16 protein-coding genes are annotated in these 19,478 nt (G+C 39.5%); 7 read left to right on the top strand and 9 right to left on the bottom strand.

Features of this window, described 5'->3' with window-relative positions; genetic code table 11:
• The 4 genes from GVK91_RS05865 (at nt 1) to lepB (ending at nt 4,174) form a co-directional block, all read left to right on the top strand.
• Nucleotides 1-936: a ParB/RepB/Spo0J family partition protein gene (locus tag GVK91_RS05865; protein WP_153844366.1), complete on the top strand. Its 936-nt coding sequence runs from the start codon at nt 1-3 to the stop codon at nt 934-936.
• Between the two features lies 1 nt (nt 937).
• Nucleotides 938-1,660, top strand: coding sequence for a DUF5683 domain-containing protein (locus tag GVK91_RS05860; RefSeq protein ID WP_159727447.1), 723 nt, complete (start codon nt 938-940; stop codon nt 1,658-1,660).
• Between the two features lie 185 nt (nt 1,661-1,845).
• Nucleotides 1,846-2,589, top strand: coding sequence for a 4-hydroxy-tetrahydrodipicolinate reductase (gene dapB / locus GVK91_RS05855; protein WP_153844365.1), 744 nt, complete (start codon nt 1,846-1,848; stop codon nt 2,587-2,589).
• 16 nt (nt 2,590-2,605) lie between these two features.
• Entirely contained in the window at nt 2,606-4,174 is a 1,569-nt protein-coding gene (gene lepB, locus GVK91_RS05850; RefSeq protein WP_159727444.1) for a signal peptidase I, read from the top strand.
• A 149-nt stretch (nt 4,175-4,323) separates the two neighbouring features.
• On the opposite strand, the gene GVK91_RS05845 is transcribed toward lepB, so the two are convergent.
• Complete coding sequence (locus GVK91_RS05845) at nt 4,324-5,040, bottom strand: pyridoxine 5'-phosphate synthase (protein WP_159727442.1); 717 nt, start codon at nt 5,038-5,040, stop codon at nt 4,324-4,326.
• 60 nt (nt 5,041-5,100) lie between these two features.
• Here GVK91_RS05845 and cdaA point away from each other — a divergent pair, with 60 nt between their 5' ends.
• On the top strand, nt 5,101-5,895 hold the full coding sequence (gene cdaA / locus GVK91_RS05840; protein ID WP_182330648.1) for a diadenylate cyclase CdaA: 795 nt from the start codon (nt 5,101-5,103) through the stop codon (nt 5,893-5,895).
• Between the two features lie 109 nt (nt 5,896-6,004).
• Here the strand turns inward: cdaA and GVK91_RS05835 are convergent, their stop codons facing one another.
• The 5 genes from GVK91_RS05835 to GVK91_RS05815 form a co-directional block, all read right to left on the bottom strand.
• Nucleotides 6,005-6,850 (bottom strand): DUF2911 domain-containing protein, encoded by an 846-nt coding sequence (locus GVK91_RS05835; RefSeq protein WP_159727440.1) that lies wholly within the window; start codon nt 6,848-6,850, stop codon nt 6,005-6,007.
• A 235-nt stretch (nt 6,851-7,085) separates the two neighbouring features.
• Nucleotides 7,086-8,378: a glucose/galactose MFS transporter gene (gene gluP, locus GVK91_RS05830; protein WP_153844361.1), complete on the bottom strand. Its 1,293-nt coding sequence runs from the start codon at nt 8,376-8,378 to the stop codon at nt 7,086-7,088.
• Nucleotides 8,379-8,680: 302 nt separating this feature from the next.
• A complete protein-coding gene (locus GVK91_RS05825) occupies nt 8,681-9,106 on the bottom strand; it encodes a hotdog fold thioesterase (RefSeq protein ID WP_046673622.1) in 426 nt (141 codons plus the stop codon).
• Nucleotides 9,072-9,620, bottom strand: coding sequence for a DinB family protein (locus GVK91_RS05820; RefSeq protein WP_153844360.1), 549 nt, complete (start codon nt 9,618-9,620; stop codon nt 9,072-9,074). The genes GVK91_RS05825 and GVK91_RS05820 overlap by 35 nt, the downstream gene beginning before the upstream one ends.
• Nucleotides 9,601-10,830: a HAMP domain-containing sensor histidine kinase gene (locus GVK91_RS05815; RefSeq protein WP_153844359.1), complete on the bottom strand. Its 1,230-nt coding sequence runs from the start codon at nt 10,828-10,830 to the stop codon at nt 9,601-9,603. Before GVK91_RS05815 ends, GVK91_RS05820 begins: the two co-directional genes overlap by 20 nt.
• Before the next feature lie 121 nt (nt 10,831-10,951).
• Between GVK91_RS05815 and gltX the strand changes: the two genes are divergently transcribed.
• Nucleotides 10,952-12,472: a glutamate--tRNA ligase gene (gene gltX / locus GVK91_RS05810; protein ID WP_153844358.1), complete on the top strand. Its 1,521-nt coding sequence runs from the start codon at nt 10,952-10,954 to the stop codon at nt 12,470-12,472.
• Nucleotides 12,473-12,689: 217 nt separating this feature from the next.
• Here gltX and GVK91_RS05805 read toward each other — a convergent pair whose 3' ends face one another.
• Entirely contained in the window at nt 12,690-14,267 is a 1,578-nt protein-coding gene (locus GVK91_RS05805) for an MFS transporter (protein WP_159727438.1), read from the bottom strand.
• Nucleotides 14,268-14,273: 6 nt separating this feature from the next.
• Nucleotides 14,274-15,323: an HlyD family secretion protein gene (locus GVK91_RS05800; RefSeq protein ID WP_159727436.1), complete on the bottom strand. Its 1,050-nt coding sequence runs from the start codon at nt 15,321-15,323 to the stop codon at nt 14,274-14,276.
• 380 nt (nt 15,324-15,703) lie between these two features.
• On the opposite strand from GVK91_RS05800, the gene GVK91_RS05795 reads away from it, so the two are divergent.
• Nucleotides 15,704-16,513 (top strand): AraC family transcriptional regulator, encoded by an 810-nt coding sequence (locus tag GVK91_RS05795; RefSeq protein WP_159727434.1) that lies wholly within the window; start codon nt 15,704-15,706, stop codon nt 16,511-16,513.
• Nucleotides 16,514-16,522: 9 nt separating this feature from the next.
• Here GVK91_RS05795 and GVK91_RS05790 read toward each other — a convergent pair whose 3' ends face one another.
• Nucleotides 16,523-19,408, bottom strand: coding sequence for a DEAD/DEAH box helicase (locus GVK91_RS05790; protein ID WP_159727432.1), 2,886 nt, complete (start codon nt 19,406-19,408; stop codon nt 16,523-16,525).
• Nucleotides 19,409-19,478: the final 70 nt, after the last annotated feature.

Below are 19,478 nucleotides of genomic sequence, written 5' to 3'. Positions count from 1 at the left end.
ATGGCAGCACATCAGCGTAAAACAGGACTGGGAAGAGGCTTAGGTGCGCTATTAAACGATAGTGTAGAAGTTCCTGCTAAAAGTAATCAGCAAGTGGAAGAAGCTCCTCTAGTTACATCAACTGCTGTAAAAACAACAAAAGAGAATGGCAGTATCAGCCATGTTCGTGTAGAAGAAATATCTGTCAACCCTTTTCAGCCGCGTACAGAATTTGATCCGGTTGCCTTACAGGAGTTATCGGAATCGATTATTTTACAAGGATTAATTCAGCCGATTACCGTACGTAAAATTTCGGACGGTAATTATCAGTTGATCTCCGGAGAGCGACGTCTCCGTGCTTCACGCCTGGCCGGTATTACCGAAATTCCAGCGTATATCCGTACCGCCAACGACCAGCAGATGCTGGAAATGGCCCTGATTGAGAATATTCAGCGGGAGAACCTAAATGCGATTGAAGTAGCCTTGAGCTTTCAGCGCATGATTGAGGAATGTAATCTAAAACAGGAAGAATTGGGTGAGCGTGTCAGCAAAAACCGTTCTACTGTTACAAATTATCTCCGTTTATTAAAACTCCCACCTGTCATTCAAGCGGCAATACGTGATGGAGCATTGACCATGGGACATGCTCGTGCTTTGATTAATATTCCGGAGGTTGATAAGCAGCTTTATATCTTTAAGTTGATTATTGATCAAGGTTTATCCGTTCGTAAGGCGGAGGAGTTGGTTCGTGAGTTACAAAAAGGTGGTAAGAAAAAAGCTGGAAAAGATAATGCTCCGATGTCTTTTCAATTGCAGAAAATTGAAGATGATCTGGCGTCGAAATTTTCTTCTCGCGTCAAATTGAATCTGAAGAGCACAAAAGGAAAAGGAGCAATTGAGATCCCTTTTGAATCGGAAGATGATTTAAGTCGCATTCTTGAATTGTTAGATTGGTAATATGGCCAAGTTAATAAGCTTGATATTTGCGGTGTTTGCACTGTCGGTGGTAAATGGACAGATTGTGGATACAATTCCTAAGAAACAAATAGCACCAGTCAAAATAGATAGCATAAAACAAAAATCGGTACAGGATACCGTAAAGAAAGAGTCTCGGAAGGAACGTAAAAAACGGGAGAAGGAGGAGGCTAAGGCGAAAGAGAAGGTTGTATTCAAGGATTCGACACGCTTGGCTATTGAAGCAAAAAATAAACAGGCTTGGAAACGTTCTTTGGTTCTTCCAGGCTGGGGACAATACACCAACGGTGGCGTTTGGTGGATAAAAGTGCCTGCAATCTATGGTGGCTTAATAACAACCGTACTAGTTTTTGATTTTAATAACCGTTATTATAAGGAACTACTGGGGGTATTACAAGACAAAGCTCTTGGTAAGCCAATTGATCCTTATTACATCGGAATCTCAGACCAATCTATCATCCGAGCAAAAGATAATGCGCGGCGAAATCGAGATCTCATGGTGCTGCTTACCTTAGGTGTTTATGGCCTGAATGTCGCAGAGGCTTATATTGACTCGATGCTTAAATATCGCTGGAGTATTGGTGACGATAAGCCCAAAAAGACTGCTTTCTTAATTGGACCTACTTTAATGGATGCGAGTCTCGCGTCGGGAACTTATTCATTTAAACCTACTGTAGGACTTAAATTGACCATGAAATTCAATTAAATCCCGTATTCCTAAAATGATATTTCGATTTGAAATGATTGTTGATCCGGGTTTATCTAATTTGTCTTTTAGTGAATATTGCATATACACGGCCAGTTTAGATTGATGTTTGTGGTTTTTAAACATGGGTATTTCATTGGAATTTTTTAATTTTAAAAATAAACTATACTTTTTTTTCTAAATATATGAACATCATTCTCTTGGGATATGGCAAAATGGGGCAGATTATCGAAAGATACGCGCTGAAAAGAGGCCATCAAATTTTTTTAGTTGTCGATGAACATAATCGTCCCAACCTGACTGCTGATGATATCAAAGGAGCTGATGTCGCAATAGACTTTAGTGTACCTTTCGCGGCACTGGATAATATGAATCTTTGCCTTGAGGCAGGTGTGCCTATTGTCGTCGGAACAACCGGTTGGTATGATCAACTGGAGGAAGTTAAGGCGAAGTGTTTGGAGGCTGATGGTTCCATTTTGTATGGATCTAACTTTTCCATCGGAGTGAACGTGTTCTTCCATATCAATAGAATGTTGGCGAAGGCCCTACAACCATACAAACAATATGATGTTCAGGTAGAGGAGATACATCACATTCATAAACTTGATGCACCAAGTGGTACAGCAATTACGATTGCTGAGGGAATATTGGATAATAGCGATGTGAAAACCACCTGGGTGAATACTGTTATTGGTGATCAGGATGAAATTATTCCAAAACCACAGGAGCTTTTAATTGAAAGTCATCGTATCGAAGAGGTTCCGGGAACACATACGGTACTTTATAGTTCCGAGGTTGACCAAATAGAGTTTAAGCATACCGCACATAGCCGTGATGGATTTGCTTTAGGAGCTGTAGTTGCTGCTGAATGGTTGAATGGCAAAAGAGGTTTCTATCAGGTTACTGAAATTTTTGATTTTAATAAATAGTACTAATTAGTAGATTATGGGCTTAATTATATTTGCGGTTTTAACAGCAATATCGGGATATGGATTGTGGCAATTGTTTGTTAAAGCTGGCAGAAATGGCTGGGAAGCGATCGTGCCTTTTTATAGCCAGTATATTCAGGCAAAATTGACGGGACGACCTACATGGTGGGTAGTTTTATTGCTCGTACCGATTGTCAATGTCTTTGTTTTCTATAATCTTTACCTTGATTTTATCCATTGTTTTGGAAAGCGCCGTTTTTGGGAAAATGCTGCTGCAGTTTTAGTGCCTTTTATTGTTCTGCCAATGTGGGCAAAGGACAACAATGTGCGTTTTTTGAATGGCTTATATGCTAAGAATTTAAAGGCTGCAAGCCAAGAAGGTATTGAATTGACCGAAGAGAAGCGTGCCGAAATTGCACTTGAATCTTATAAAGATTATAAAATTAAATATCCGTACAAGAAATCGATGGTACGCGAATGGGCAGATGCAATTGTATTTGCAACCGTAGCGGCATCCCTTATTCGTGGCTTCCTGATCGAAGCTTATATGATTCCAACAGGATCTATGGAGCGTACCTTGTTAATCGGGGATTTCTTATTTGTAAGCAAGTTAAATTATGGCCCCCGTGTTCCTAACACGCCGATTGCCTTTCCTTTTGCGCATCATACGATGCCTATCACTGGCGGAAAAGCCTATTCTGAATTGATTGAGCTTCCTTATAAACGTTTGCCAGGATTTCAAAAGATTGAACGTAATGATGTCGTTGTTTTCAATTTTCCTGCAGGTGACACTGTTGCGCTTGAAAACCAAAATGCAAGTTATTATGATCTTGTTCGAGCCTATGGTTGGCAGACTGTCAATTCTCAGTTTACAATCCAGGCAAGACCTATCGATAAGAGGGAGAATTATATTAAACGCTGTGTTGGATTGCCTGGCGATAAAATTTTCATGAAAGATGCTAAACTCTTTGTGAACGATCAACCAGGATTTGATCCTCCAGAAAGCCAATTGGACTATCTCGTATTAACGGATGGTACCCCGTTAAATATGGATCGGTTACGGGAGTTGAGAATAGAAGCAGTCGGTGGCGATCAGCAGCCTGGTGTTTATCAGTTGTTCATGACAAAAGATGAACTAGCTATTGTAAAATCTTGGTCGAATGTCAAAGAAATCAGAAGAAATTCGGGTGGAGAAGGAGCGTATCCGTATGATCCACAATACAAATGGAATTTTGACAATTTTGGACCGATTTTAATCCCGAAGAAAGGATGGACAGTAGCATTAAATGCACAGACTCTGCCCATTTATGAAAGAGCTATCCGTGTTTACGAAAATAACAAGTTAGAAAAACGTTCGGATGGGATCTATATCAATGATGTTAAAGCAGACCATTATACGTTTAAAATGGATTACTTTTGGATGATGGGTGATAATCGCCATAATTCTTTGGATTCAAGGGGTTGGGGATTTGTTCCCGAAGATCATGTTGTCGGAAAGGCCTTATTTACTTGGATGAGCTGGGATGATATTGGTACCGGACTTTCGAAAATTCGTTGGAACCGTATCTTTAAAGGAATTCATTAATAATTGCAAGTTCAGCAATAGTACCTCTATTTTGAGGGTAATAAAAAGGGCTTTCTTTAAGAAAGCCCTTTTCTATTTATGCATTTTTGTGCAATTCGCTAGATCACAATAAGCTCATTTATAAAGTTAGCACTTCGCCGAATATGCTATTACTTCAAACAAGCTAGATAACGTTTGATGGTTTCTTCTAGTCCTAGGTATAATGCATCAGCGATGAGGGCATGGCCTATGCTTACTTCCAGGAGTTCGGGGATATGTTGGTTGAAATATTGCAGATTGTTGAGATCTAAGTCGTGGCCTGCATTTAGACCTAAACCGACTTCACGTGCTTTTAAGGCTGCTTTGAAATAAGGTTTTATAGCGAGTTCGCTGTCAAAGCCATATTCCGTGGCAAATCCTTCGGTGTAAAGCTCAATGCGATCTGTTCCGGTTTCTGCCGCTGCCTCTACCATTTCTTCGACCGGATCAACAAAGATAGAAACGCGTATACCTGCATCTTTGAACAATTTGCACATATCTTGCAGGTAGGCTTTGTTCTTAATGGTATCCCAGCCATGATTCGAGGTCAATTGTCCTTCGGTATCTGGCACTAAGGTTACTTGTGCTGGTTTATTGGCCAATACGAGGTCAATAAATTTCTGTTCCTGGCAATTTCCTTCAATATTGAGTTCGGTCTGAATTTCTGCTTTTAAGTCAAAGACATCCTGATATCGAATATGTCTTTCATCAGGTCTCGGGTGGACAGTGATACCCTGTGCTCCAAAACGTTCACAGGCTAATGCCGCAGATACTAGATTAGGGTTATTGCCACCTCTAGAATTTCTGAGCGTTGCGATTTTATTGATATTTACTGAAAGTCTAGTCATTTTCCTGTATGTTATGTTGTAAAAATACAAATAATATCTATTTTTTTTTAACTTGCATATATGGATGGAATCGACTATAGCCTGTTTAGCGGCTTTCGCCTATTGGACGTTATTGATATCATATTGGTAGCGATTATTATCTACTATATCTATAGTTTGATTAGAGGGACCATTGCCGTTAATATCCTGATTGGCGTAGCACTGTTTTATGGTGTTTATATAGTCGTTAAGCAGATGCATATGCGCTTGCTGACCGAAATATTCGGCGGTTTTATATCTGTAGGGTCCATCGCATTGATTGTCGTGTTCCAACAGGAAATCAGGCGGTTCTTACTGCACGTTGGGAAGAATATATCCATGAAGCGGAAAAAGGTTTTTTGGTCGTTTATCGGGAATAAGAAGGCTATACAAAAGGATTTGACAGAGGATATAAAACCCGTTATTGAAGCCTGTAGAAGCATGTCGCGTACACGGACAGGCGCTTTATTGGTTTTTTCAAAATATTTTGATGAGGAGTATTACCAGAGTAGTGGTGAGTATATCGATGCTCATATTTCGAAGCGTTTGATTGAAAGTATCTTTCATAAAAATAGCCCTTTGCATGATGGTGCAGTCGTTATTGTTGATTTTAAGATTATGACAGCATCTTGTGTGCTACCATTGTCGGATAGTGAGGATTTGCCGCTGCAATTCGGACTACGGCATCGTGCCGCTATTGGGGTGACAGAAATCTCGGATGCGATTGCTGTTATTGTATCTGAAGAGACTGGTGAAATATCTTTTGCGAAAGACGGAAACGTCAATATGAACGTTTCCCCAGAAGAACTTGAGCAATTGCTAAAAGACGAGCTATAAAAACTAAAAGACGAGCTATAAAACTAAAAGCCGAGTTATAAAAAAGGCCTTAAATGCAATGCCCCAAAAAGTGAGATACTTTCTGGGGGCATTTTTTAGCTATAAATACCTATTTCTTTGCAGCGTTGATAACTTGTGTGTTCAATTTGATGTATTCACTATTTTTATCTGCTGTGGCAACTTCAAGACCTTTCGTTGCGGTTTCTATTGCACCTTTTTTATCGCCAGCTTTTAATTGAGCTTTTGCTTTCCAATAAAGGACGTGGGCAGCTTTAGGTTGAGCTTTGGCAGCTTCGTCAAACCAGTTTAGCGCTTTATTTAGATCTAAGTTATTACTGAAGTAATATTGGGCTGCGGCAAAATAAGGTTTTTTCTCGCCCTTCATAGCCTCGTCGATCGAAGCTAATATTTTAGCCTGTTGATTGACTTTGAGATCAACTTTTACTGACGTTTTTTCCCAAGCCAAACTCAATACAGCACCTGTAGGTGTAACATTGTCAAAAGAGATGGTAAATGTCTCCACTGGAGTTGCTAAGGTCTGAGGTTTAACATTGAAGCGTAAGGCATCTTCGGTTTGTTTATAGGTATAAGCGCCCCATTGTTTTGTGTTTTTACTGATGATGATGGTCCATTCCGATTTGTTCGGTATCGTGAAAAGAGCATAGGTTCCGGCGGAAAGCTTATGTCCATTCAACTCAACATCACCTTCAAAGGTTAATGTGGTATTTGTATTTGCACCTGTGCGCCATATTTCGTTGTAAGGAACAAGATCACCAAAAATCTTACGACCGTTCATACTAGGTCTGCTGTAATTAAGGGTTACGTTTTCAATACCTAGTCCTTGTGTAACTGTCTGTGAGCTACTTGCTGCAGGTAGCTTTAGCTGAGCAAAAGATTCGTTGGCCGTAAACATCATTGTTGCGGCAATGGCAATTGCAAAAAGATTCTTTTTCATCTGTATCATTGTTTGTTTTGTTGTGTGCTTGATCCGGTGGTTCAACGTGCTATTGACAGGCATTTCATTTGACCATACTTTCTATTTTTTCTATGAAAAAGAAACCCTTGTTATAGAGGATCTGTCATATGTATGGCTTTTAAAGCATCTATCTCCTAAAAATAGGAAGAATTTTAAGAAAAAATGGCATCTATTTTTAGATGCCATTTTTTCTTAAATATAAGATGGATTTACGTTAATTCGTTTTGCCAACCTTATGGCCTACTATAGAGAAAAACATAATGTATAGATAGCCCGGAATCATTGCATATAAGAATGCGTGTTGAAAATCAATATGTAAATGATCTTTTAACAATCCGTAGATCAAAGGCCATATAGCACCACCTGCAATACCCATAATCATGATGGCTGACCCTGTTTTCGTGAACTTTCCAAGGCCTTTAATTCCTAGCGGGAAGATAGCTGGCCACATGAGGGAGTTAGCGATTCCTAACAAGGCAACGAATATAAATGAAGTTGTACCGGTCGTAAAAACAGAAATAATGGTAAATGTGATGCCAATGATTGTGCAAATGCGTAAGGCCATTTGTTGTGATACAAATCTTGGAATAGAAATGATACCAATAATATAACCGATCAACATACAAGCGAGTGTAAATGCTGTTGCATAGGTTGTAAAGAAAGGATCAACTTTCAGTTCGCGTGCATAGACGCCAATGATATCGCCTGCCATAACTTCGACGGCCACACAGAAGAAAATTGCCAAAGCCCCCAAGAACAAATGTGGATATTGAAATATCGATGTTTTCTTTGCTGCCACAGTTCCGCTTTCTGCGCTGGTTTCTTCTTCTGCATCCATATCGACCTCAGGCAAGTGTGTGAACTTTAAGAAAATTGCGAAGGCAACGAAAATAATTGCAAGAGAGATATACGGTGTGTGTACGCGTTGAAGAAGATCATCTAAGATCGCATTCTTTTGGACAAGATCCGCTGTTGCTTCTAATTTTGCTGTTACTTTTTGAGCATCTTTTAAAAAGAGTGTTCCGAAAAGGATAGGTACAATAATACCGGCCGATTTATTGAAAAAACCAGCAATTGAGATGCGTTGTGCGGCACTATCAATGGGACCAATAATACTTAAGTAAGGGTTAACGGCTGTTTGTAACAATGCCATTCCTGAACCTTGGATGAAGATTCCTGTTAAAAATAGGCCATAGCTTCTATTATCTGCTGCAGGAATAAAGATCAGAGACCCTAAACCTAATATAATAAGACTGACAACTAAACCATTTTGGAAACCAATTTTTTTAATGATGACTGAGCTTGGAAGTGCTAGGAAAAAATAAGCAATGTAGGAAGCAAAGGTTACGAAGAAAGCTTGTAAATCTGTTTCGAGGTTACAAGCAATTTTTAAGAACGGAATTAAGGTTCCGTTTGCCCAGGTAATAAAACCGAGGATAAAAAATAAACCACAGCAGATGGCCATAGGGCGAAAGGCTGTTTTACCAACGTTAGGATTAGTGGTCATGTTTTGTTTTATTATATTTAGTTAAGTTATCGTTCGAGGATTGGTAAATCAGTAGGAATAAGGAATGAACAAACGATTGCGCTTCATAATTACTGATTTTTAAAGTATCCATCCTACAAGACTACTTAAATTTCTTGAATATTGGAAATAAATAAAGGCATATTTTTGGGGGATTTTGATAATTAATTGACAAAAAAAAGAAGGATAAATTGTGAAATTTATCCTTCTTTGCTTATAAATATTGTCGAATTGTAATTGGATCGAGGTGATAAATCGAGTTAGCAGGAGTCGTATAGTTATCGTTATTTTGGAACGATAGCTACTGTGAGTCTTGAGATACAATTTAATTTGTTGAAGCGATCGTACATCTTTATTTCCCAAATATGTGTGGACCGACCAATGTGTATTGGACTACATTTTGCTGTAATTACTCCACTACTTACCGGGCGTATATGATTAGCATTTACCTCAAGTCCAACTCCGCGGTATTTTTCTGGATCAACCACGAGGTTAGATGCGATACTTCCCAAAGACTCCGCCAGAACGACAGAAGCACCACCATGTAAAATACCATGTGGTTGTTTGACTTTATCTGTCACCGGCATGGTCGCTGTGATGGAGTTGTCATCAATTTCTGTCGCTTGAATCTCGAGCAGACCCGATAGGTATTTGTTGAAAAATACGTTTATTTCCTCAATGCTGTAATGCTGAAACCAAATTTTTGACATCGTCTGAGTTTAAATAGCGTTCTTGGATAATGATGCGATGATGATTGAGGTGGCCCGCAATGACATACAAGAGCGCTTTTACACTTGTTAGCCGTTCAGATGCCATCCCTTTACGTTCTAATTCAGCCTCATTAAAACTATTGAAAAGCATCATGTTCGCTTTGCGGAGAAAAGTAAATTCTTTGCTCAGGCTTTCTAAGGTGCGATCGTTGTAACGGGAATACTGAATGAGGTAGTCTTGGTCGTATCCGGCTAGCTCTTTAAGGTCGTTACGTGAAAAACGCAATGCTCGGTAAGCCATGATACGCTCATTATCGATGACGTGGCCAACAACTTCTTTGATTGTCCACTTATCTTCGGCGTATTTAAAATTACCTCTTTCCTCTGGTATCGTGTCCAGAAATGCTGGAAAGGAGAGCGTTTGTTCTTCTAGTGCATCAAACACGTTATCGACGACAGTCTCAATATAAGGCGCGTAGACTGCTGGATATTCGTCAGATTTGAGTGGCTTCATATTTTAAATTGCTTTTTAAGATTATTCGAAATGTTGTTCCTTTACCTACTTCAGATTCTTTTACAAAAATTTGCCCTTGGTGGTACCGCACCATTCTTTTTGTCAGACTAAGGCCAAGCCCCCAACCTCTTTTCCGAGTTGTGAACCCTGGCTGGAAAACAGATTCAAAATTTGATCTCGGAATTCCTTTGCCCGTATCACTAATGTCTATAAAAATTTCTTCTTTCGCAATATTTTCTGAAATATTAACAGTTATCTTTCCTTCTGTGCCAATGGCGTTTACTCCGTTTTTCAATAAATTTTCGATAATCCAATCAAAGAGTGGAATATTAAGCTGTGCTTCAAGATGTGTGTCGCCTTTTAATTCGAAAGCAATTTTATTACTGGTTCGTACGCGAAAATAATCCATGTAATTTTTGATGACATCATACAGGTTATGGTTAGTCAGCACGGGAGTAGATCCTATTTTCGAAAAGCGATCAGCGACGATTTCAAGTCGCTTAATGTCATTTTCCATTTCATTTAGGGTATCATCTTCTTCGGCATCGAATTTTATGCGAATCAATTCTAACCAACCCATCAACGACGAAATAGGGGTGCCTAACTGATGTGCGGCTTCTTTCGTGAGCCCTACCCAAACGAGATTTTGTTCGGATTTCCGGATAGAATTGAAAACGGTATAAGCAATAATGAGAAAGAGTGCAATCAGCGATAGTTGCACATAAGGAAACACCCTTAACTGTTGTAAAAACCATGAATCTTTATAATAAACACGCCATTTTTGTCCATTTTCCAATTCCAACGTAATGGGCGGATGGCTTTTCTTCATAAATGCAAGCTGTTTTTGGAAATAGGCCGGGTCATAATCGAGATGCTTTGTAACACTGTCGTTGTGTCCGGGTTTAATATTTGTCTTTGTGGAATCGAGGTTGCGCCAGAAAATAATGTCTTCCTTGTCGTCAGTAATAATTGCGGGTAAATTTAGACTATCTCTTACGGCGTAAATAAATGTAATGAATTCATCATCAACGTCGGGCATGGTCATGATATTTTTGGTACTCATGGCCCATACCTCAGCCTTCGAACGTTCGGCATGTGCAAGATTTCGAACGAGGTAATTGGTATAAACCAGCGAGGCGACAGCAATGACTGCGGCAAAGATAAGCAAGATAAATTTCCAGCGTTGCTGGGTAATCTGAGAGGGTTTCATGATTCCGTATTCGTGTCCTTAATTTGCAAATTACTGAATAAATGTCTGTTTTCTGCACTTTTATTTCATTGAAGAAGTTATGGTGCCGCCCAAATCAAAAATTTTGTGGTAATTTTGCGACATGAGTTCAGAAAGAAAAGTAAGAGTGCGTTTTGCACCAAGCCCGACAGGTGGTCTTCACCTTGGTGGGGTACGTACAGCTTTGTTTAATTTTCTCTATGCGCGTCAGCATCAGGGAGATTTTATTTTACGTGTCGAGGATACGGACCAAACTCGTTTTGTCCCAGGTGCTGAGGAATATATCAACGAATGCTTAGCATGGTGTGGTTTGACTCCAGATGAAAGCCCATTAAAAGGAGGCGAGTACGGACCTTACCGTCAAAGTGAGCGAAAACCATCTTACCGGAAATATGCTGAACAGCTGATCGAGAATGGTTATGCTTATTATGCTTTTGACACAGCAGAGGAGCTGGATGAGCAGCGTAAGTTGCAGCCTAATTTTCGCTATAGCCACGAGAACAGACTTCAATTACGTAATTCATTGAGTTTGTCTGAGGCTGAAACTCAACAATTATTGGATGCGGGCACTCCGCACACCATCCGTATAAAGATTCCAACAGATGAAACGGTATCATTCACTGATATGATCCGTGGAAAGGTTGCTTTTGATACAAATCTTGTCGATGATAAGGTATTGCTTAAGGCAGATGGCATGCCGACTTATCACCTCGCTGTTGTTGTAGATGATAAGGCCATGGAAATATCGCATGTATTCCGTGGTGAAGAGTGGTTGCCTTCGGCACCTATCCACATCTTATTGTGGGAATACCTCGGTTGGGGAGATAGCATGCCAGGCTGGGCGCACCTTCCGTTGATTCTTAAACCAGATGGAAACGGTAAACTAAGCAAGCGTGACGGCGATCGTTTGGGTTTCCCTGTTTATGCTATGAACTGGACCGATGCTAAATCTGGCGATACAACAAAAGGATTCCGTGAGATGGGCTTCTTACCCGAGGCTTTTGTCAATATGCTCGGAGTGTTAGGTTGGAATGATGGCACTGAACAGGAGCTTTTCTCCTTAGATGAATTGATTCAAAAATTTGGTGTTGACCGTATCAGTAAAGCCGGTGCGAAATTTGATTTTGAAAAAGCAAAATGGTTCAACCATGAATGGATTAAACGCACGTCGACAGAATCCTTGTTGCCAAAGATCAAAACAGTATTGGAACATCATCAAGTAGATGCCGATGAAGCTTACGTGAGCAGGGTATTGGATGCTGTGAAAGAGCGTTTAACTTTTGTTGAGGACTTTTGGAGTCAGGCGTCTTTCTTCTTTTTGCAACCTGCGGAATATGATTTGAATGCTGTAAAGCCTAAGTGGTCGGCTGAAAAAACAGCATTTTTTGAGGGTATAAACCAATCATTCGAAGGATTTGATACGTGGAAAGCTGCTGAATTGGAACCTTTCTTCAAAGATGCGATTCAGGCATCGGGAATGAAAATGGGCGAACTGATGATGCCATTCCGGATTATGTTGGTAGGCGGTAAATTTGGACCAGATGTCTTTCAGATTGTTGAATTGCTCGGCAAAAACGAGGTAATATCACGTGTGAAAAAAGCACTTAAAGAATTTGATGCTTAAATAGATTAAGTACGAAATACCGAAAAGGGGTTGTCTGCATTGATTTGCAAACAGCCCCTTTTTTTGAAAGAACCTGTTTAGTTGATTCGTATTGTTTTTATTAAGGCATCAATGAGCTCGTGATACTCGGTTTATTAGGCAAAAGGAATCTCCGGTTCGCGTTCATTGCTGTTTGCGAAAGCATGAAAGTTGTATATAGGAGATTTAGCTGCCTCGTTTACAAGTATGGCATCCTTAGGCGCATGAAAAGTGTTTTGGCTGGGCCGAATAAAAATATTAGCCCTGTTATCAGCATTCCCAGGATTCCCAGATAAGTAAATATCTCCATGTTACTGATTAGTGACGCTTGCTGACTTAGGGTTCCCGAAATACTTTTGCTTGCAATACGGTTTGCTATCTGATCGCCATATATTCCGGTATATTTCTCGATTAATGTATTCCAATAGTTTATTGTCAGTGGGTTGCTTGTATTCAGTGTCTGTTCGAGTTGAATATAATGCTTTTGATTTAGTGTATAGCTGGCATTTTGAATAAGTGCAAATCCGACATTGGTACTCCAAAATCGAACGGTTGTGCCCATGAGGCCTGCATTGCCAATATGATGGGATTCTACACCTGTCAAAATATAAATAACCAGTGGTGTAAAAAGCCAGCCCTGTCCGATTCCTTGAATAAACAAAGGAAGACCGATTGCCCAGATTGTTGTATCAGGGTAAAATGTGGGTACAAATAGAAAACATGAAGTCGCCAATATCAAAAAGCCAAAACCAAAGATATATTTAGGCGATACATCGCGCAGGAGTAAGAAACCTGAACTGCCAACACCCAGTATTGTACCAAGCACATTGATGTACTGTACATCAACAATATAATGCCATGGCCACTTCCATACGGTAGCCATCACTGTGTATACATTATTGAGACAGCTGCGAATAATATAAAAGAGAAAAAAAAGTATAACACCAAAGATCACATTTTTGTATCTGAGGATCTCAAAATGAAAAAGCGGTCTTTTGACCATCCTCTGTTTAATGATGAAAAGTGCTCCGAAAATAAGGAAAAGTGCGAAGTTAATGGTGATCGTGGAGCATTCAAACCAATAGTATTTGCGACCATAAATTAAAACGTAGGCCCCGCAGCTCAATGATATCAATAAAAATAGACAGCTGGCCAGATCCAGTTGATAGAGTGGGAACTTTTTACCCAAACGATTATTGTTGAGTAACAGCAAGGCTATTGCAATCACTATCAAATGCCAATAGAGCACGACATGGATCATATCTTGCCATCCGTAGTCCATTATGCTTTCTTTGAGTAAGGATGTCGTCAAAGTTGATCCTGTAAGCATAAAGGTATATAGGAAAAAATAGGCGATCGTTCGGCTTTTGTTATGCTTAATCTGCATCATAAGCAGCGGAAGAAAGCATGCCCCTTCCAGTACACAGAAAATACCTTCGATCACGCGGAGAATACCAATAAGGAAAGGGTCTCTTGTAAGTGAAATACCGAGTAGAATCAGGATGGAGAGGCTACAGGTCAAGAGTATGTATGTCCTTACCCTAAAAAACGAAAATAGCCTTTGAAATATAAGTAAGGTAACGACAATGGCACCATACATCAAGGATAGATAATACTGAATATCTTCGGCTTCAATGTCCAGCACCGAAGCGGTAAATGCTGTATTGGAATGGAAAAGCGACATTAACATGAGGTGTGGAAACATCGCTACGATCATAAGCGGGAGTTTTATCCATTCGGGCACCCAGCTGTAGTATAAAGATTTGTTCGTACTCATGGGCGATTAGGATTGATGGGCAGCATGGATAACGACATTCATACCGGCACGTAATTTCTTCAGATCCTGTTTTGGATCAAATACAATTTTAATGGGAATTCGTTGCTCAATCTTTACGAAATTTCCGGTTGCATTGTCTTGTGGTATCAGGGCAAATTTGGAACCTGATGCCGGAGAAAATGAGTGAATTTTTCCTTTAAAACTGAGTTTGGGAAAAGCGTCTACCTGTATAGTAACTATAGTGCCTTCTGCAAGATTTTCGAGTTGAGTTTCCCTAAAGTTAGCGTTGATCCATTTCTCTTCACTAATGACATTGGCAAGTGTCTGACCTTCCTTTACATATTGTCCTGCTTGGATGGTTCGTTTTCCAACGAAGCCATCATAAGGTGCTGTAACTACGGTGTACGAAAGAAAAAGCTGTGCATTTGTTTTTGCAGCCTTTTTGATATTGATATTGGCTCTTGCCGGTAACTCGCTTGCTTTTTCTTTGTAGGTGTTTAGTTGAGCTGAATTATATTCTTCGGTTGTGGTGTGCAATTGTGCCAATGCTATATCATATGCTGCTTTGGCATTATCGTACTGTTGTTTGGTCGCAGCCTCTGCTTCAAATAAATTCTTGAATCGATTGTAATCCTGTTCGGTCTGCCATACACTTACTTTTGCAGCTTCTAATCTTGCCTTTTGAACGGAAATGCTATTGGCTGTGGCATTGGCTGTTTTGCTGATTACCTCAATATTGCTCTGGCTACTTTGGAGTTCGGCATTCGCCATATCAACCTTGGTTTGATACTCACTGGCATCTATAATTAATAAAGTGTCGCCCCGATGTACATATTGGTTTTCCTCAAATCGTACCTCCTTGATAAAACCAGAGACTCTACTGGCAATAGGTGTCAAGTATTGATCGATTTGTGCGTCATTTGTTGTTACATATTGATTGGTAAAAATGAGGTGTCTGACTAAGACGCCAATACCGGTCAATAATAATAGGCTGGCAAATATGACGAGCATTTTATTAAATCCTTTTGTTTTGTCTTTTTTATCTTCTTTATTCATTATTGTTTTGATTGCGCGATTTTAATAGCCTGCTTTATGTGCTTATAGTGTGTCAACACAGGCTAACTGTATAATTTTAGCATCAATTAAATTTGCAGTTGATTTTTTTTATTTAATCCTATGTTGTAGGGGACTTTTAAAAATTTAATTAAAGCCCGTTGTGCCAGTATTCAGTTTCGCTTATGATGTACTCGGAGTAGCAATTTTTCTGTTTTTGCATTTTACTTAAATTTGAATCCTTGGAATATCGATCAGCTCATCCGAATGCTTGAGAATATGGCCGTACAAAGATACTGTGGGATGGAAATGTTTTGTTTTGTATAGTCGGACGGATATTTGTTCGTTTGCGCCATATTGTAGAAAAAGTGTAATTTTAGATTATGGAAGAGGAAAAACTTGCAGCTATAGATGCTGACCGATATGACTTTTATGTAGACCACATGTATGTCGATCGTATCGATTCTCGCGAGTACAAACATAAAAAGGCGCGGCTGATCTATGCTGACGGTGGTATTATTCATGTGTTTACGACAACAAAGCACTGGTATTTGCCAGCAAGGTTTTATATGTGGATTCCGGCAAATACAACTTATCATCTGGAGAGCACAAGCTCTCGTATCCCGCTATATAGTTTTTATTTCAAGCAGCAGCAGCATATGCCGTCTGTACTTTCAACGCCGAATATATTTCTTAGTAATGATCTGGTACGTGAAATGTTTTTATTTGCTCAGGATTGGAGCGGAGGGGTTAGCAAAACGGCTGATTATTCAAAATACTGTCTCTTGCGTGCGATGATGGCGATTATTCCGGATACGAGTTCACCAATAGATGCTTTTCCGATGCAACATCCCTATCCTAAAAGTGAAAAGCTCAGGAGTGTGGCTAGATATCTGAACAGTAACATTGATCAGGCCTATACCATTGAACAGATTGCGGCGCAATTCGGTATGAGCAGCCGCTCATTGTCACGTTTGTTTAAAGAAGATATGGGGATTAGTTATATCCGGTTTTTAAGAGCCATACGAATTGCGAAAGCTCTGGAACTGATGTCCGAGAATAGCTACTCCATTCTAGAAATAGCTATGCGAGTGGGATACAACGAGCTGTCTTCTTTTAGCAATATTTTTACGCGTGTAACGGGTATCCGTCCATCGATATATATGGCGAAGATTAATGGATATAAAGAGTAATGTTTTTATTTAGGCCAAAAGTTCATGCAGATCTTCCTGAGATAGTGACTTGATAAAGCTTTCTTCTGTCGTGATCAGGCTTTGTGCAATCGATTTCTTTTTATTCTGTAAAGCTAATATCTTTTCTTCGACGGTATCTTTACTGATAAATTTATAGATAAACACGTTGCGCGTTTGACCGATGCGGTGTGAACGGTCTACAGCCTGTTGTTCCACAGCTGGGTTCCACCACGGATCCAGAATAAAAACATAGTCAGCTTCAATCAGATTGAGTCCCACCCCACCTGCTTTTATCGATATAAGGAATAACTTGGTATCGTTGTTTTTACGAAATTGGCTTACGGCTTCATCCCGATTCTTTGTGCCGCCATCCAGGTAGGCATAATTTGTACCTTTATTATCGAAATACTGACGGAAGATATTGAGCTGCTTTACGAACTGGGAGAAAATCAGTACTTTGTTGCCTCTTTGCATGACCATCTCAAGTGTTTCAATTACAGCTTCGAACTTGCCGGAATCACCCGAGAATTTCTCATCCACCATTCTGGGATGATTGGCTAATTGTCGGAGCTTTGTCAAGCCTTGCAACAGCGCAATTTGCGTAGATTTAGGCTTGCTGTCCAATTGTCCGTCAAGAATTGCATTGCGATATTCAGATTTGACTTTTTCGTACAACTCGGATTGTTTTTCCGTCATTTCACAATAAAGGACCTGTTCAGTTTTTGGCGGTAATTCTGTTGCCACCTGATCTTTTGTACGTCTTAATATAAATGGTTTGACAATCGCTTGAAGACGCTGTGCTTTTTCTTCATCTTTTTTCTTTTCTATGGGCTGTACAAATTCCTTTTGAAAATAGGTATAACTGCCTAGAAGTCCTGGATTGGTGAAGTGCATCTGTGCCCAAAGATCCGAAACGGAATTTTCTACAGGAGTTCCACTCAAAGCCAATTTGTTTTTGCTTTTTAGGCTTTTGATGGCTTTAAAAGATTTGGAAGTTGGGTTTTTGATATTCTGGCTCTCATCGAGGATAATGTAATTAAAATAAAAGCCACTCAAGGTTTCTTCATCAATACGGGCAATCCCGTAGGTGGTAATTACCAGATCATATTTGGCGAAAAGTGAGGCATTTTTAATGCGGTTGTTTCCGGTATGAAGGTGAATATTAAGCTGTGGAGCAAATTGCTGTGCTTCTTTTTGCCAGTTGTATACCAATGATGTTGGCAAAACCAAAAGTGAGGTACGGATATCCTGTTCGTCTTGGAGTTGTTCTTTTTGCTGTTGCAATAGGGCTAAAGTCTGTATGGTTTTACCCAAACCCATATCATCCGCAAGACAGCCACCAAATTTATACTGCTTCAAAAAATTAAACCAATTGTATCCTGCTTTTTGGTATGGGCGAAGATTTCCCTTGAAATGTTTTGGTTCGGGAATATCAGCAATTTCTTCAAAGTTGGCTAGCTTCTGTAATTTTCGCGTAAATACCAGCTGTGTATGCTCACTAATTTCAAAGAGTAGACCAATATGTACCTTATTTAGTTTGAGCTCATGCCGATCTGCAGAAAATTGGAAGAGATGATTGTATTTTGCAAACCATTCTTCCGGAATCATGGCAATTTCTCCATTCGGTAAGGTAAATTCCTTAATGTTATTAAGAATATGGTTGCGCAGCTGGATAAATGGAATCTCATAGGGTCCAAATTTTGCGATAGCACTTATATCAAACCAATCATTGTCTTCATCAATGGAGATATCTAAGGAGGTATGACCTATGAAGAAGCGTTTTTCTTCACTATTTTGTATAATGTGGAATCCAAGTTTCTCAAGTTGTTCTTGATGGTTGTTCATCCAGTCAAATACTGAAAGCCGTTTTCCAGTATGGGTAGTTGGCGTTAATAAACCGAGTTGGAGGTCAACATCCTGTAGGCCCAATTTTTTTAAGCTTTCATTTTGTTGTTCTTCCCATTGCAAAGAGCGTTTGACACGGTGGAATATATAATGGTCATCTTCCACATTATATTCCATACGAACAGTAACTTTATTCTCGGCTCCCGCGGTAAAGGTATGCGGTCCGTACTTGAATTGCAGTTGTAATTGCGACACTCCATCTTCGATATAAATCAAATGGAGGAGCGGAATTGCTTGGTGTTGGTGGGTTTGAATTTCAAATCCTTCGGCATAGACATGATAGCGTTCAATCAGTCCACATACAAAGGTCTCGAAATATTTTTTTTCAGTGCTTCTACCGACAGAAATGTAACGTTTATTTAGGAAAGGGCTAAGCTTCTTGCCCTCAAGAGCCTGATCGAAATAATATAGGGTATTGTTTAAAAGTAACCATGCTTGTACATTGGTCAAGACAATGGCATTTTTGAACATAAACTCCAGACGCTGATTTTCGTATTTGATTGTCGGGAAATAACGTGTTTCTTCTTCGTTTCGTCGAAAATGAAATAGAACCGATGCCGCAGAGGTTGCCAATTTAATTTCTTGATCTGCTGGATAACCATCTTTGCTCATCATGAAAAGCGGTTTGTCTCCAACAGCTTCAAAAAATTGAATCATTTTTTCATCAATTTTAGGACGAAGAAGCTCATATAGCTTTTTATCGAAAACTTTGGAAAAGAAATCGACAGGTCTAATTGCTTTTTTGTAGTATTTTTTGATGAGGTGAGTTTGTTCGATTTCATCGAGCAATCGAATTAGTTTGTAATCTAATTCATCCAATTCAGCGGCGTAAGCATCGACAGTATTGCTAAATATACGTTGATAGCGCAGTGAGTAAGTCCCATTGGGATTGAGTTTGACCATGTGTGGCTCAATAAGATAGCCAAGATAGGGGTGCTCACATATAGAATAAACGATTTTATATACTGGAAATGACTTTGACTGTTGCATTAAAAATAGCGGACCTTATAAATAAAGGTATCTAATATACAATAAAATATACCATTAATCGCAATTTGCG

Origin of the sequence: Sphingobacterium sp. 18053 (genome assembly GCF_902706145.1) — a bacterium.
Lineage (GTDB): Bacteria > Bacteroidota > Bacteroidia > Sphingobacteriales > Sphingobacteriaceae > Sphingobacterium > Sphingobacterium paramultivorum.
This window is presented reverse-complemented; position numbering and strand designations above follow the sequence as displayed.

What these genes read in the sequence shown, in the direction of transcription:
- GVK91_RS05860 (WP_159727447.1), top strand. Translation starts at nt 938, where the DNA reads ATGGCCAAGTTAATAAGCTTGATATTTGCGGTGTTTGCACTGTCGGTG.
- gluP (WP_153844361.1), bottom strand. Translation starts at nt 8,378, where the DNA reads ATGACCACTAATCCTAACGTTGGTAAAACAGCCTTTCGCCCTATGGCC.
- GVK91_RS05820 (WP_153844360.1), bottom strand. Translation starts at nt 9,620, where the DNA reads ATGAAGCCACTCAAATCTGACGAATATCCAGCAGTCTACGCGCCTTAT.
- GVK91_RS05865 (WP_153844366.1), top strand. Translation starts at nt 1, where the DNA reads ATGGCAGCACATCAGCGTAAAACAGGACTGGGAAGAGGCTTAGGTGCG.
- GVK91_RS05835 (WP_159727440.1), bottom strand. Translation starts at nt 6,850, where the DNA reads ATGAAAAAGAATCTTTTTGCAATTGCCATTGCCGCAACAATGATGTTT.
- GVK91_RS05790 (WP_159727432.1), bottom strand. Translation starts at nt 19,408, where the DNA reads ATGCAACAGTCAAAGTCATTTCCAGTATATAAAATCGTTTATTCTATA.
- GVK91_RS05805 (WP_159727438.1), bottom strand. Translation starts at nt 14,267, where the DNA reads ATGAGTACGAACAAATCTTTATACTACAGCTGGGTGCCCGAATGGATA.
- GVK91_RS05845 (WP_159727442.1), bottom strand. Translation starts at nt 5,040, where the DNA reads ATGACTAGACTTTCAGTAAATATCAATAAAATCGCAACGCTCAGAAAT.
- lepB (WP_159727444.1), top strand. Translation starts at nt 2,606, where the DNA reads ATGGGCTTAATTATATTTGCGGTTTTAACAGCAATATCGGGATATGGA.
- cdaA (WP_182330648.1), top strand. Translation starts at nt 5,101, where the DNA reads ATGGATGGAATCGACTATAGCCTGTTTAGCGGCTTTCGCCTATTGGAC.
- gltX (WP_153844358.1), top strand. Translation starts at nt 10,952, where the DNA reads ATGAGTTCAGAAAGAAAAGTAAGAGTGCGTTTTGCACCAAGCCCGACA.
- GVK91_RS05815 (WP_153844359.1), bottom strand. Translation starts at nt 10,830, where the DNA reads ATGAAACCCTCTCAGATTACCCAGCAACGCTGGAAATTTATCTTGCTT.
- GVK91_RS05825 (WP_046673622.1), bottom strand. Translation starts at nt 9,106, where the DNA reads ATGTCAAAAATTTGGTTTCAGCATTACAGCATTGAGGAAATAAACGTA.
- dapB (WP_153844365.1), top strand. Translation starts at nt 1,846, where the DNA reads ATGAACATCATTCTCTTGGGATATGGCAAAATGGGGCAGATTATCGAA.
- GVK91_RS05800 (WP_159727436.1), bottom strand. Translation starts at nt 15,323, where the DNA reads ATGAATAAAGAAGATAAAAAAGACAAAACAAAAGGATTTAATAAAATG.
- GVK91_RS05795 (WP_159727434.1), top strand. Translation starts at nt 15,704, where the DNA reads ATGGAAGAGGAAAAACTTGCAGCTATAGATGCTGACCGATATGACTTT.